Below are 13,291 nucleotides of genomic sequence, written 5' to 3' on the forward strand. Positions count from 1 at the left end.
CGAGCGTACTCTCAGCCCATGCGAATCGCGATCCTTGCCGACTGTCACGTCTCCTCGCCGAACGCGCCCGACGGGGAAGAGAACCACGCTCAGGGGCTCGGCATGCTCGAGCGTACAGTCGGCGTGATCGGCACACTCGATGTCGACCGCACGATCATCGTCGGTGACCTCGTGAACATGGGCTACGAGGTCGAGTACGCCGACGCCAAACGCGTACTCGCTCCACTCGGCGACGCGCTCGACGTCATCCCCGGCAATCATGAGATGGGCGACGGTGATCTCGACCGGTTCATCGCCAACTTCGGCGACCCCGTCCGTCGGATCAAGCTTGGCATCCACGATGCCCAGCTGCTCAACACGGCGCAGACGTCAATGGACCATCGGCTCTGGTTCGGCGAGTTGAGCGAACTCTCTCGCCAGCAACTTGCCGACTACGTCACGCCCCTGGTGTTTGCCCATCATCCGTTCAGTGACACGGTCCGCTCCGCGCCGTATCCGATGATGAGCCAGGTCGGCGACCACGCCGAGCGACATGCGTTGGTGGGCCGGACCAGTTCCACCGTCGTCTTCACCGGCCACGCTCACCGCGCGGACCTGCGCCGCATCGGCAACTGCACGTTCGTTGGCTGCCCGCCGCTGTGCTTCTGGCCGCATGCGTTTCTCATCGCCGACCTGGACGACACGCACATCCACGTCCGGACGCTCCGCCTCGTCGAAAACGTCGCCGACTCGCCGGACCCGAAGACGCGGGAGGGTGAGCGACACCTGACGGCCGAGGAATACGTCGCCGAATGCGAGCCGCCGGTGCCGAGCTTTTCGGTTCGGCTTCGATAACATCGGCGCATGCCATCGCTGCGTGAACGGGTCGAAAAAGAACTGCTGCGCGTCACGACGCTCCGCCACAAACTCCACGAGATTCCCGAGCTTTGCTTCGAGGAGCACAAGACCGCCGACTTCATCCGCGGCGAGTTGATGACGCTGGGCATCGACTTCATCGACGGCATCGACAACTGCGAGACCGCGACGATTGCCCATGTCGGCCCGGCGACCAACCCGTGCATCGCGCTGCGGGCCGACATCGACGGCTTGCCCATCACCGAGCGGATCGACCGGCCGTACAGGAGCAAGCACGACGGCCGGATGCACGCCTGCGGCCACGACGGTCACACCGCGACACTGCTCGGCACGGCTGCCATTCTCAAACAGATCGAGCGCGACCTGAGCTTCTGCGTGAAGCTGATCTTCCAGCCGGCCGAGGAGGGGGGCGGCGGTGGCGAGCGGCTGATGAAAGCCGGCCTCGCTGAGGGGAAGCTCGGCCCAAAGCCCGAAGCGATCTTCGGGCTGCACGGTTGGCCCAACCTGCCGACCGGCCGCGTCTCGAGCAAAGCCGGCCCGTTGCTCGCCGCGACCGATCAGTTCTACATCAATCTCGTCGGCAAAGGCACGCACGGCGCGATGCCGCACACCGGGCGCGATCCGGTCGTTGCCGCGGCGGAACTCGTGAGCAATCTGCAGCAGGTCGCGAGCCGGGACTTCGACCCGACCGAGCCGGTGGTTGTCACCGTGGGCAAGCTCCACGGCGGCACGGCGGTGAACGTGATCCCTGATGAGGCGTTGATCGCCGGCACCGCGCGGACGCTATCAGAGCCGGCGCGGAAGCTCGTGCGCGAAGCACTCGAACGCCGCACCCACGGCGTCGCTGCGGCCAACGGTTGCAATGCGGACTTCGATTGGCGCGTCGGCTACCCGCCGCTCATCAATGACCCCACCGCGTTCAACTACGTCGTTCGCCAGGCTCGTCACGCACTCGGCAACAACGCGTTCATCCCCGCCGCCAAGCCCGCGATGGGCGGAGAAGATTTTTCGTACTATCTCAAGAAGATTCCCGGCTGCTTCTTTCTCGTCGGTTTGCAGCACGGTTCCGAACCGATGCCGCAGTTGCACAGCGACCGGTTCGACTTCACCGACATGGCGCTGGGCACCGGCATGATGATGTTCCTGCACCTGGTACAGAACTTCGGCTCGTGGCGCGATCCGAACGCGCGGTGAGCAGCCGTTGAGGATGAGCGCAGCAAAAAGGGCCGGTGCTCGCCGAAACACCGACCCACACGGCTGCCCGGGCACAATGGCCCGGAGACCCACAGCCACCTTGTGCATCGGCCACGCATCGGGGCGACTTGATCTTTCGATCCGCGCCTACGCTGTGGCATCGTGTCCGATACTCCCGCACCCACCGCCCGGCTCGCACTCGAAGATGGCTGTGTTTTTACCGGAACCGCTTTCGGCGCACCGGTCGATGGCGTGGGTGAAGTGGTCTTCAATACGTCGATGTCCGGGTATCAGGAGATCCTCACCGACCCGTCGTACGCCGGGCAGATCGTGTGCATGACCGTGCCGCAGATCGGCAACACCGGCGTGAACGTGCGCGACAGCGAGTCGGCCAAGCCGCAGGTGGCGGGGTTTGTCGTCAAGGAACTCTCGCGGACCGTGAGCAACTACCGCTCGGAGCAGCCGCTTTCGGATTACCTTGCTGACCACGGCATCTCCGGCATCACCGGCATCGACACGCGGGCCTTGGTCCGACGCCTGCGCGACACCGGCGCGATGCGCGGCGTGCTCACGACCGACGCCGACATCACCGACGCGGAACTCGTCGAACGTGCCAAGAGCGCGCCGAACATGGCCGGCGCGGATTGGGTGACGGAGGTCAAGCCGACCGAGCGTTACGACTGGTCGGACCGGCGCGGCGACTGGACCGCCGGCGAGCCGATCGACGGCAGCGGGTTGCATGTTGTCGCGCTCGACTGCGGCGCGAAGCACAACATCTTGCGCCACCTCGCCGATCGTGGCGTGAAAGTGACGGTGCTGCCGCCCGACGCATCGGCCGAGGACATTCTCGGGCATGAGCCGGACGGCCTGTTCGTCTCCAACGGTCCTGGCGATCCGGCGGCGGTCGACTACGCCGTGGCCACGCTGCGTACGCTCATGGACCGCAAGCTGCCGACGTTCGGCATCTGTCTCGGACACCAACTGCTCAGCCGTGCGATCGGGGCCGAGACGTACAAGCTCAAGTTCGGCCATCGCGGCGGCAACCAGCCGGTCAAGGACCTCACCACCGGCAAGGTCGAGATCACCAGCCAGAACCACGGCTTCGCCGTCGATCGCGCATCCCTTGAATCCGCTGGCGGCGTCGTCACGCACATCCACCTCAACGATCAGACCGTCTCCGGCTTCCGCCATGGCGAGCTGCCGGTCTTCGCCGTGCAGTACCACCCCGAAGCCAGCCCCGGCCCCCACGACGCGGCCTACCTCTTCGACCGCTTCGTCCAAAGCATGCTCGACGCAAAGCCAACGCGTCAATGACCGGTTCGCTCACTCCTCGTTATCGGAACTGAAAGCCGAGCAGTACGCGTCGAAAGCGTCACTCTCCGCTTGCGTCATTCGTTCGCGTGTCCAAAGCCACTCAAGGCAGTTCTCACCCGGCTAGCCGGTAAACTCCCCGATGTCGTCGCTACTGCCGACCATCACGACCTGCCCTTGGTACATGATCGCGCCCATGCCGTGCTCTGTATCCCAAGCCGGCCTCATCGTGAAGTTCAAGTGCCTGTCAGTGACGACCAAGCTGTCGAACTCCACGAGCGAGGCAAGATTCTCGCGGCTCGGATTGGCAAACTTCTCGTCGTCCTCCAGCGCGTCCCAGTCGTCGCGGACTGCGCCGTAATAGCGAGTCAATGCGTCGACGACACGATCGCAATACGTCTGTTCGTTCTCAACGAAGGCATTGAAGATCTCTTTCTGTTTTGGCGTGGGCAGACCTTCGCTCAGATCCAGTTCGTGTACACCCAGGCGGTGCAGCTGCGCACGCAAGGTAAAAGACCGAGCCTCTGTCGCCAGTTCGGCGATATGGTTCTGCCAGTCAGTGACGCGTGGGTCGTCACCGGGCGAGTGTTGGGACGCAAAGTCAGCGAGGTATGTAAACTGACGCAAAGTTATCCAACCGCCGAATCGATCTGTCGTGATCAACCCGAACACATCGTCTTGGGGTGTCTCACTCATGACCACGAAGATACCACGCTCCGGTCCGATGCAACTGGCCATCGAACCGTCGCGAAGCCAGTAAGCCTGGCGCGATACGGTAGACTGGGCCAATGCACACACTTCTGCTCTTGCTGCTGCTCTTCACGGATCAGACGACCCAGCCGACAAAGCAACCGGTGGACGAGGACGTCGAAGTTTTGTCGGCGTACCTCACCGGTCACTTCTCCTCCGCCGCGCAGGCCGAAGGTGATCCGTCGTACTTCGATGTGCATTTGCGGGCGGTGCCGATCTGGGGCGACCGTGGCGACGGTCCATGGCTGTACGTCGAGCAGGCCATCGCGTCGGCGTTGGATCGGCCCTATCGGCAACGCGTTTACAAGCTCAGCGTCGACGGCGATCAGTTCCGCAGCGACGTGTACACCTTGCCCGGCGATCCGTTGCAGTTCGCCGGTGCCTGGCGCGAGCCGGGGCGGTTCGACGACCTGCAGGCTGAGGCGCTGACGCTCCGCGCCGGCTGCGGGATCGTCATGCGGTTCGACGGCGATGCGTTCGTCGGTGGCACGGTCGGTCGCGGTTGCGAGAGTTCCCGCGCCGGTGCGGCCTACGTTACCAGCGAGGTCCGCCTCACGCCGACGCAGGTCATCAGCTGGGACCGTGGCTTTTCCGACGATGGCACGCAGGTGTGGGGTGCCGAGAAGGGCGGCTACGTCTTCGACCGCATCACCGACTGACGCGTGTTGCCTGGATCGCACTTAACGGAATCAGGCTTTGAAGTTGATGCCTTGGGCGAGGGGGAGGTCGGTGCCGTAGTTGACGGTGTTGGTGGTGCGGCGCATGTAGTTTTTCCAGGCGTCGGAGCCGGACTCGCGTCCGCCGCCGGTTTCCTTTTCGCCGCCGAACGCGCCGCCGATCTCGGCGCCGCTGGTGCCGATGTTGACGTTGGCGATGCCGCAGTCGGAGCCCGAGGCAGCCATGAACCGCTCGGCCTCGCGGACGTCGGTCGTGAAGACGGCTGACGAAAGCCCCTGCGGCACACCGTTCTGAATCGCGATCGCTTCGTCGAAGTCCTTGTACGGCAATACGTACAGGATCGGCGCGAACGTCTCGGCTTGCACGATGTTTGCATCCGGCGCGACGCCCTCGACGAACGCGGGGCGGACGTAGAAGCCGGCGGGGACGTTGTCGGTCACGCGCTCGCCGCCGGAGATACTGCCGAGTTTGCGGGCGGCGTCGAGCGTTTTCTGCATGCCGTTGAAAGAATCCTCGTCGATCAGCGGCCCGAGCAGCGTCGCTTCATCACGCGGGTCGCCGACTGGCAGTTTGCCGGCGATCTGCTTCAAGCGCGGAACGATCTTGTCCACCATTGACTCATGCACGATCAAACGACGCAGCGTCGTGCAGCGCTGGCCGGCGGTGCCGAAGGCGCTGAACGTCGCGGCTCGGACGCACAGTTCCACGTCGGCCGAGGGCGTGACGATCATCGCGTTGTTGCCGCCGAGTTCGAGCAGGCTGCGACCAAGGCGCGCACCGACGGCCGCGCCGACGTTCTTGCCCATGCGGACACTACCGGTCGCGGAAACCAACGGGAAGCCGGGGTGGTTCGCCATCGCCTCGCCGACATCGCGGCCGCCGACGATAACGCTGCTCAGCGCTGCCGGCACGTCGAGGTCGCCGCTCTCGGCAATGACTTCCTGCGTCAGCGTCTGGCAAGTGATCGCCGTCAGCGGCGTCTTCTCGCTCGGCTTCCAAACGACCGGGTTGCCGCACACGAACGCCAGCGCCGCGTTCCACATCCACACCGCGACGGGGAAGTTGAACGCGCTGATCACCGCGACCGGGCCGAGCGGGTGCCACTGCTCCATCATGCGATGGTCGCCGCGTTCGGTGGCGATGGTCAGGCCGTAGAGCTGTCGCGAGAGGCCGACCGCGAAGTCGCAGATGTCGATCATCTCCTGCACTTCGCCGAGCGCTTCCTGGACGATCTTGCCGGCCTCGAGCGTGACGACTTCGGCGAGCTCTGCTTTGTGCTCGCGGAGCTTGTTGCCCAGACGGCGGACGAACTCGCCACGCTTTGGTGCGGGGATGTTCCGCCAGGAAGCAAACGCTTCCTGTGCGGCCTTCACCGCCGTGTCAACGTCCGTCGCAGTGGCTTGGGGGAACGTTGCCGTCGTCGAACCGTCGATGCAACAACGGGCGATCAGCTTCGCGTCGCCGCCGGCCGACGGTCTGTTACCGATGTGGACGGCGTGGACGGGCTGGTCAATGAGCGGCACTTGGATCGCGGACATGCCGCGAGCATATCACTCGCCCGCGTCCGCGCCGAACCGCTCGTTGATCCACGGTGCGATCGTTTCCCAAACCACCGGCGACATCGTCTGCTCGCTTCGGTCGTAGGCGAACACGGCGGCGGGCGTCTTACCGACGTCGTGGAGGAAGTGACTCAACCCCGGCAGGGTGACGACCGTCACGTCGTCGGTCGGTGCATCGTCAAGAATCGCTTCGACCACGGGCGCGTTCTGCTCGGCGCTCACTTGCAAGTCCTGCCCTGCGAAGATCGCGAGTACGGGTACGTCGAGTTGGCCGAGCGAGTCGGCCGGGTCGGTGTTGAGAAACACCTTGAACCACGGCGCTTGCAACTGCGGCAGCACGGCGTTGACGGTCTGGTCGATCTGCGCCTGTTGCGCTTCGTTGGGCTCGCCGGTGATGCCGAACTGGGCTGTGACAAGCGCGGCGATCATCGGTCGCAGCGTCTCGGCGTCGGCACCGTTGGCGGCGGCGGTCAGGGCGGTTCGGTTCAGCTCCCCGATGCGCTCGGCACGCTCGGCGGGCACGCCCATCGCCGCGATCAGATCCGCGCTCTGGCGGGCGAGGATGTCGATGCCGTTGAGCCCCGGGCCGGCGAGTGTGATGACGAAGTCGATCGGCGAGTCGTCGCGGATCGTGGCCATGGGTCCAGTGATGCCGCCCTCGGAGTGGCCGATGAAGCCGACGGCATCGAGTTCGGGCAGGGCGTCGGCGAAGCTGGCGGCGGCGTGGGCGTCGGCCGCGAAGTCGTTGATCGTCGAGGCCGCGAAGTCACCGGTGGAGGCGGCGAAGCCGCGGTCGTCGTAGCGCAGCACGGCGATGCCTCGGCGGGTCAGCGCGTCGGCAAGCACGGCGAAAGGCCGATGGCCAAAGAGCGCCTCGTCTCGGTCCTGCGGCCCGCTGCCGGTGAGCAACACCGCCGCCGGCCACGGGCCTTCGCCCTCGGGCACGGTCAAGGTGCCGGCGAGTGTTACATCGTCGACCGACGCGATCTCGACTTCACGCACTTCGTACGGGAACGGCGGAACGGAATCCTGCGGCTTTTCGGCGACGACGACGGCAAGGGCTACAGCAAGCATGGCTGAAGCTTAGAGTGCCGATGGCACGTACGGATCGTCGATCTGCTCGACGCCGTCACGGCTGGTCGCGTAGCAGCAGCCGAAGCGGTTGGCGAGGAAGTCGGCCAGGTCGATCTGTTCCTGCTTGACGAAGCCTTTGCTCGGCAGTTTGCCGGTCGCGTGCATGTCGAGCACGGCGCACAGGCTGGCGGCGGTGGTGATCTGAATGCCGGACATGTCCACGCCGCGGAAGGGGCCGTGGTAGACCTTGCGAGCGTCGGTCACCTGCGTGAGCCGGCCGTCTTTCTGACCTGTCGCCGTGCAGAAAATCAGCACCACGTCCTGGGGCGTCATCGGGATGGCGTTTTCGAAGATGTCCTTGAGCAGCTCGCGGCGTTCGTTGAGCCGAAGGTCGTTCATGAGGAACCGGATCAGGTCGCGGTGTCCGCGATAGCGAATGGTTTTGTAGTCGAGGTTGCGGACGGAGCCGGCGAGCGTCTCGGCGAGCGTCCCGACACCGCCGGAGGTGTTGAACGCCTCGTACATCACGCCGTCGAGCGAAAACTGTTCGTGGCCCTCGAGCGGGAGCACGTCGATTTGCTCGCCGTTGACGACGGCTTCGCACGGGTTGCCGTATTCGTTGATGAGGCCGTCGGTGCTCCAGGTGAGGTTGTACTTGAGTTCGTTGGTCGGGAAGATCGGCAGAGCACCGACGCGAAGCCGGACGCTGTCGAGCGTGTCGAGCTTTTTGGCTAGATCGTTCGCGGCGATGGAGACGAAGCCCGGCGCCAGCCCGCACTGCGGCATGAAGATCTGGCCGTCTTTCGCGCCCTGCGACACTTCGCGCACGAGCTTGGTCGTGGCAACGTCCTCGGTCAGGTCGAAGTAGCTCAAGCCGAGTTCCTTGGCACACTCGGCAACGAGCGGATTGTGGGTGAACGAGAGGGCCGACAGCACCGACTGCCGGCCGTTCATCGCCTTGCGTAAGGCGGCGACGTCGTCAACGTCGATCGCGGCGGTGCTGACATTGTCGAGGCCTTCGAGGCGATCGAGTGCATCCGGTGACGCGTCGCCGACGAGTACGTCGTAGTCGCCCGTGTCGCCCAGAAGTTTCGCGACGGCCGAGCCGATTTTTCCAGCACCGAGAAGCAGTACGCCATGCATGTGTGAGACCTTCTTGTAAGATGTTCGAGAACCGACCGGAGCATAACGCATGAACGACGAACTGACGAAGTGGCACTGGGAACAACAGCCCGAAGCGGCGAACCTCCTCGCAGGTTGGCTGGATGATGCCTGTTCGAAAAACGCTTGGCTCAAGGACTTTGGCGAGCGGCTCTACGCGACTAGTGGCAACCGTCTGGGCGACCTCGTTGAAATGTGGATCGTGCCGGATAACGAGGAGAATCGCGGTGATCTGGGGCGCGTCGGTTACGTCGAGCAGGACGTGCCGGCCGACGGGCCGATCTTCCACCATCCCGGCGGCATGTTTCCGCGCGTCATGCTCGCGCCACACCACGAGACCGACCTCGGTATCAAGGTCGAGTCTTGTGCCGACTTCGCCGTTGCCCATGGGCTGACATCGGCGATTCACGGCAAGCCGGGGCAGTTGGTCCGTTATGTCGCGGCGGCCAAGGAGAACGGGCTCAACGTCTACGGCATCGAGCGGCGCGGAACCCTCGTCGCCGACTGCGCGAAGCTCGACTCACCGAGCGTCGCCGACCAAGCCGAGGTGCTCGAAGCGTTTCGGACTCGGCCGCGCAAGTTCGACGACGAAGTCGCCGGCTTCGAACAGATGGCGACGCTTATCGACAATGCTGTCGACAAGGTTGGGCGGGACGTGGCTTGCGAGCTGTGGTTCGCTGCCGAACGCGATTACTGGCAACGCCGCAATCGTGCTGCTCGTTGGCAGTACGCCCGCCAGGATGCGCTCGGCGTCGGATGGGCCAACCACGACCACCATACCTATCGCTCGTCACGCAAGCACTTCCATCGTCTCGTTGCGCTCTGGGAGAAGCTCGGCTTCCACTGCCGCGAACGCTTCTACCCCGGCCCTGAAGCTGGCTGGGGGGCGCAGGTCATGGAGCAACCGGTGTGCGGGATCGTCACGTTCAACGACGTCGACATCTCGCCCGACGAACTGCTCACCGACTTCGCCCACGAGCCGATGGAAGAACGCGACGAGCTCGCGACCGTCGGACTCTGGTGCGGCCTCCACGGCGAGTCCGTCCTCCAGGCGGGTATGCACCACCTCGAATGCACGTTCGACTTCGTTGCGTTGCGTGATCAGATGGCCGACGACGGCATCAAGACGATGCGTGCGTTCAGCGACTTCGATTATCTCAAGCAAGCATTCACCGAGGGCGAGCGTTGGCCCGTTGCCGAGGATCGCATCGCAGCGCTGCTCGACGCCGGCAAGATCGACGCCGCCCAGGCCGATGAGTTCCGCAACAACGGAGCGATCGGCAGCCACCTCGAAAACCTCGAACGCAACAACGGCTTCAAGGGCTTCAACCAAACTGGTGTAACGCAGGTTATCAAGGAAACCGACCCCCGCCGTCAGAAGCTCGCGGGGGTGTGAGTCGCGTACCATGTCGACGTGCGGCTTTTGACTTACAACATTCTCGATGGCGGCGTTGGGCGGGCGGATCCGTTGGCCGAGGTGATGCTGGCAAATGATCCGGACGTGGTCGCGCTCATCGAGGCCGAGGATGACGAACAGGTTCGGCGGATCGCCACGCGTTTGTCGATGGACGTCGTACCCGCGCCAGGGCGGTCCCGGCAATGTGTTTTACTTTCGCGGTTGCCGGTGACATCGTCGGTGAATCACGGGCTTGCGTCGGACGGACCTAGGTCGTGTGTCGAGTGTGAGGTAAACGGGCTGCCGATCGCCGTGGTTCATTTGCACCCGCATCGCCCCCGGCACGACGAAGACCAGCGATTGCGTGAGATCGGCTTTGTCCTCGGCAAGCTCGAACGCCACCGCGTCGCCGGTCGGCCGCACGTGATCATGGGTGACTTCAACTCGGTTTCGCCGCTGCAACACGTCGAGGAATCGAAGCTTCGCCCCGGTGATCTGCACGGGTTGCGGGAGAATGAGAACACGTTTCCGCGCGACGTCGTTCAGACAATGCTCGACAGTTACTACGTCGACGTCTTCGCCGAGTTGAACCCGAAGACCGTTGCGAATGCCGGTACGCTCGACACGATTCATGCGGGGTTGCGGGTGGACTACGTCTTTGCGTGGGGGTTCCCGCCCGAAGCGCTGCTTGATGCGAAGATCGAGACCGACCGCTTGGCGAAGTACGCGAGCGATCACTATCCGGTAGTCGCGGAGCTCAAGTGGCCGTAGACGACCGGTCGGACCCATTGCTGAGTTGGCGGCGATTCGCCGATGCGCTCAAGCGTCGGCCGTGGGTGTTGCGCGTGGCGGATCGGCTCGGGCGTGGACGGGGACGTATCAGGCCTTTGGGCGGGTGGTGGCCGCCGCCCGCGCCGCCGAATCGGCCAGACCTGAACGCGTTTCTCACTGCCGACTTCGCGGCGTGCTGGCTCGGACATGCGACACTGCTCTACCGCGTTGCCGGCAAGACGATCCTGGTCGATCCCGTCCTCGGCACGCGTGTCGGGATGGACCTTGGCTTTACCACGCTCGGGCCGCGGCGTCGCCAGCGATCGGCGTTGTCGATCGGGCAACTGCCACCGATCGACCTCCTCGTCGTGACCCACGCACACTTCGATCACCTCGATCGGCCGACGCTGCATCGTCTTCCGCGAGACGTCGATGTCGTGACCGCGCCGGGCGTGGGCGATTTGCTGGATGATCTGGGCTTTCGAAGTGTCGCTGAGATCGCGGCCGGCGAGTCGAGTGTTTTTGCCGGTGTCGAGGTGCGCGGCGTGCAGACAAATCACTGGGGGCCGCGCGTCTTCTTCGACGACCATCGCGGGTACGTCGGGTTCATTTTCGAAGCCGATGGTCGGCGTGTTCTGCACACGGGTGACACGGCCGACACCGATGCGTTTGACGATCTTGGTCCGTTCGATCTCGCCGCGTTCGGCATCGGTGCGTACGACCCGTACGTCGCGGCCCATGCCACGCCGGAGCAGGTGTGGCGCATGTTCACTTCGACGGGATCGGAGCGGCTCATTGCGTACCACCACACGACGTTCAAGCTGAGCCGGGAGCCGATGGATGAGCCGTTGCGTCGACTGCGTGCAGCGGCGGGAGATCAGGCCGATCGGGTGGTGATCTCCGAAGTCGGCGAGACGTGGTTACCGGCCACGCGTTGAAGGGAGCATGCTTCGTCGGAGAAGTGGCGTTGGATGCAGACCACGGTCAAGTCATCACTGAGCGGCGTGCCGGCGCGATGGTTGGCGATCTCGGTGACGAGGTCGTCGATGGTCTGCTCGGCGGTGGAGAGGCGGTTGTTGAGAAAGTTGTGGAGTCGGTGGTCGCCATACAGCTCGCGCTCGGCGTTGGACGCTTCGGTGACGCCGTCGGACGCGAGCAACACCGAGTCGCCCGCGTCGAGATGAAGCGTGGTTGCGAGGTCGTCGTTGTTGAACCACGGCACGCCGACGGGCGTGCGATGGGCCACGAGCGGTTTGATGCTCCCCGGCTTGACGCAGACGGCCGGGCCATGGCCAGCGTTGCAATAGACGAATCGCCCGTCGGCGTGGAGCACGCCATAGAGCAGGGTGATGAAGCGACCGCCCCGCAGGTCGCCCTTGACCAGTTCGTCGAGCTTCGTGACCAGCTCGTCGGGTTCTTCGACCACCTCGGCAAGCGCGCGGAGCGAGCCGCGGGCGGCGGACATCAAGAGCGAGGGTCCGAGCCCGTGGCCGGTGACGTCGCCGATCACCACCCCGACGCGATCGCCGGGCAACACGAACGCGTCGTAGTAGTCGCCGGCCGTCGCGTCACACGCGATACTCCGGCCGGCCAAGTGCCAGCCGTGCGCGTCGGGCATCGTGTCGGGCGTCAGGTCCGAGTGGACGCTCGAAGCGACCTGTAGTTGATGGGCGAGCTCGTCGAGGGATTCGCCCAGATCTTCGTACTCGTCGCCGGTGGTGACGCCGGTGCGCTTGTCGAACCTTTTGGCGGCGATCGCGAGCACGGTCTGGTGTATTTTCTCGATGGGCCCGGTCACCGTTCGCCGCAGGAAGATCCATGAGCCGAGTGCGGCAATCAGCAGTGCGGTCGAGCCGTTTTTGATCACGCTCGACGTGACGACGTCTGCTCGTGAGAGATACTCCTCGGCGTTGCGGTCGACTTCGAGAATGCCGACGATTTCTCCGGCGGAGTTGTAAATCGGTGCGTATGCGCTGATCCAGGTGCCGTTGTTGTCGGAGTAGATGGGGCGGTCGGCGACGGCGCCTTGCTCGAAGACCGTTCGCATGATGCTGGACAAATCGTACAGGTCGCCGGTGAACGGCTTTGGGTGGGTCATCACGCCGAAGTGGGCGACGAATCGATTTTCGGGCGAGCGGTAGAACGTGTAGATGTGTTCGGCCGGGAGACCGTTGCGGTCGCGCACGGCCATGAGCTGCTCTTTGATGATTTGGAAGCCGGGCGTGTCGGACCCGTTACCGTTGGCGAGTTGGGCGGCGACGACCTGTTCATGGGCGTCGCCGTTGATGGTCAGCGCGGCGGTACCGGCGATCGCGCGCAACTCCGACCGAAGGTCTTCCTCGATCTGGCGCCGCATGGCACTGTTCAGCGGCACGGCAACCAGCAGCGTCAGCCCGAGCAGCACGACCGTGAAGCCGAGCAACAGCTTGAATGCGAGGCGGCGATAAAAGGGCGGGCGATCCGACCGCATGCGTCTCAGTATGCTGGATCGTCGCGGAAGATGCACGGTAAGAAGTCGCGCAAAGTGTCTATGCCTTTCGGC

The 13,291-nt window shown here is 64.4% G+C and carries 12 protein-coding genes; 7 read left to right on the plus strand and 5 right to left on the minus strand.

What is annotated here, in order from left to right; translation table 11 throughout:
* Positions 1 to 18 precede the first annotated feature (18 nt).
* The 3 genes from AAGD32_09570 to carA all read left to right on the plus strand — a co-directional run bounded on the left by AAGD32_09570 (position 19) and on the right by carA (position 3,363).
* The gene (locus tag AAGD32_09570) at positions 19 to 834 is read left to right on the plus strand and encodes a metallophosphoesterase (GenBank protein ID MEM8874496.1); all 816 of its coding nucleotides are present in this window, start codon (positions 19 to 21) and stop codon (positions 832 to 834) included.
* A gap of 9 nt (positions 835 to 843) precedes the next feature.
* Entirely contained in the window at positions 844 to 2,049 is a 1,206-nt protein-coding gene (locus AAGD32_09575; GenBank protein MEM8874497.1) for a M20 family metallopeptidase, read from the plus strand.
* 162 nt (positions 2,050 to 2,211) lie between these two features.
* Positions 2,212 to 3,363, plus strand: a complete 1,152-nt coding sequence (gene carA, locus AAGD32_09580; protein ID MEM8874498.1) for a glutamine-hydrolyzing carbamoyl-phosphate synthase small subunit — start codon at positions 2,212 to 2,214, stop codon at positions 3,361 to 3,363.
* 120 nt (positions 3,364 to 3,483) lie between these two features.
* Here carA and AAGD32_09585 read toward each other — a convergent pair whose 3' ends face one another.
* On the minus strand, positions 3,484 to 4,098 hold the full coding sequence (locus tag AAGD32_09585; protein ID MEM8874499.1) for a hypothetical protein: 615 nt from the start codon (positions 4,096 to 4,098) through the stop codon (positions 3,484 to 3,486).
* Between the two features lie 50 nt (positions 4,099 to 4,148).
* On the opposite strand from AAGD32_09585, the gene AAGD32_09590 reads away from it, so the two are divergent.
* Positions 4,149 to 4,769: a chromophore lyase CpcT/CpeT gene (locus AAGD32_09590; protein ID MEM8874500.1), complete on the plus strand. Its 621-nt coding sequence runs from the start codon at positions 4,149 to 4,151 to the stop codon at positions 4,767 to 4,769.
* A gap of 30 nt (positions 4,770 to 4,799) precedes the next feature.
* On the opposite strand, the gene AAGD32_09595 is transcribed toward AAGD32_09590, so the two are convergent.
* From AAGD32_09595 to AAGD32_09605, 3 genes are read right to left on the minus strand one after another with little or no spacing between them, the layout of a single operon-like run.
* Positions 4,800 to 6,326, minus strand: coding sequence for an aldehyde dehydrogenase family protein (locus AAGD32_09595; protein MEM8874501.1), 1,527 nt, complete (start codon positions 6,324 to 6,326; stop codon positions 4,800 to 4,802).
* 12 nt (positions 6,327 to 6,338) lie between these two features.
* Positions 6,339 to 7,421, minus strand: coding sequence for an alpha/beta fold hydrolase (locus AAGD32_09600; GenBank protein MEM8874502.1), 1,083 nt, complete (start codon positions 7,419 to 7,421; stop codon positions 6,339 to 6,341).
* Positions 7,422 to 7,430: 9 nt separating this feature from the next.
* Positions 7,431 to 8,564: a saccharopine dehydrogenase C-terminal domain-containing protein gene (locus AAGD32_09605; GenBank protein MEM8874503.1), complete on the minus strand. Its 1,134-nt coding sequence runs from the start codon at positions 8,562 to 8,564 to the stop codon at positions 7,431 to 7,433.
* Positions 8,565 to 8,613: 49 nt separating this feature from the next.
* Here AAGD32_09605 and AAGD32_09610 point away from each other — a divergent pair, with 49 nt between their 5' ends.
* From AAGD32_09610 to AAGD32_09620, 3 genes are read left to right on the plus strand one after another with little or no spacing between them, the layout of a single operon-like run.
* Positions 8,614 to 9,978 (plus strand): hypothetical protein, encoded by a 1,365-nt coding sequence (locus AAGD32_09610; GenBank protein ID MEM8874504.1) that lies wholly within the window; start codon positions 8,614 to 8,616, stop codon positions 9,976 to 9,978.
* 18 nt (positions 9,979 to 9,996) lie between these two features.
* Positions 9,997 to 10,749, plus strand: a complete 753-nt coding sequence (locus AAGD32_09615; GenBank protein ID MEM8874505.1) for an endonuclease/exonuclease/phosphatase family protein — start codon at positions 9,997 to 9,999, stop codon at positions 10,747 to 10,749.
* The gene (locus tag AAGD32_09620) at positions 10,740 to 11,687 is read left to right on the plus strand and encodes an MBL fold metallo-hydrolase (GenBank protein MEM8874506.1); all 948 of its coding nucleotides are present in this window, start codon (positions 10,740 to 10,742) and stop codon (positions 11,685 to 11,687) included. The genes AAGD32_09615 and AAGD32_09620 overlap by 10 nt, the downstream gene beginning before the upstream one ends.
* Here the strand turns inward: AAGD32_09620 and AAGD32_09625 are convergent.
* A complete protein-coding gene (locus tag AAGD32_09625; protein MEM8874507.1) occupies positions 11,627 to 13,219 on the minus strand; it encodes a SpoIIE family protein phosphatase in 1,593 nt (530 codons plus the stop codon). The genes AAGD32_09620 and AAGD32_09625 overlap by 61 nt on opposite strands.
* Positions 13,220 to 13,291: the final 72 nt, after the last annotated feature.

The organism is Planctomycetota bacterium, from assembly GCA_039182125.1.
Classification (GTDB): domain Bacteria; phylum Planctomycetota; class Phycisphaerae; order Tepidisphaerales; family Tepidisphaeraceae; genus JBCDCH01.

What these genes read in the sequence shown, in the direction of transcription:
- AAGD32_09570 (MEM8874496.1), top strand. Translation starts at nt 19, where the DNA reads ATGCGAATCGCGATCCTTGCCGACTGTCACGTCTCCTCGCCGAACGCG.
- AAGD32_09575 (MEM8874497.1), top strand. Translation starts at nt 844, where the DNA reads ATGCCATCGCTGCGTGAACGGGTCGAAAAAGAACTGCTGCGCGTCACG.
- AAGD32_09585 (MEM8874499.1), bottom strand. Translation starts at nt 4,098, where the DNA reads ATGGCCAGTTGCATCGGACCGGAGCGTGGTATCTTCGTGGTCATGAGT.
- AAGD32_09590 (MEM8874500.1), top strand. Translation starts at nt 4,149, where the DNA reads ATGCACACACTTCTGCTCTTGCTGCTGCTCTTCACGGATCAGACGACC.
- AAGD32_09595 (MEM8874501.1), bottom strand. Translation starts at nt 6,326, where the DNA reads ATGTCCGCGATCCAAGTGCCGCTCATTGACCAGCCCGTCCACGCCGTC.
- AAGD32_09600 (MEM8874502.1), bottom strand. Translation starts at nt 7,421, where the DNA reads ATGCTTGCTGTAGCCCTTGCCGTCGTCGTCGCCGAAAAGCCGCAGGAT.
- AAGD32_09605 (MEM8874503.1), bottom strand. Translation starts at nt 8,564, where the DNA reads ATGCATGGCGTACTGCTTCTCGGTGCTGGAAAAATCGGCTCGGCCGTC.
- AAGD32_09610 (MEM8874504.1), top strand. Translation starts at nt 8,614, where the DNA reads ATGAACGACGAACTGACGAAGTGGCACTGGGAACAACAGCCCGAAGCG.
- AAGD32_09625 (MEM8874507.1), bottom strand. Translation starts at nt 13,219, where the DNA reads ATGCGGTCGGATCGCCCGCCCTTTTATCGCCGCCTCGCATTCAAGCTG.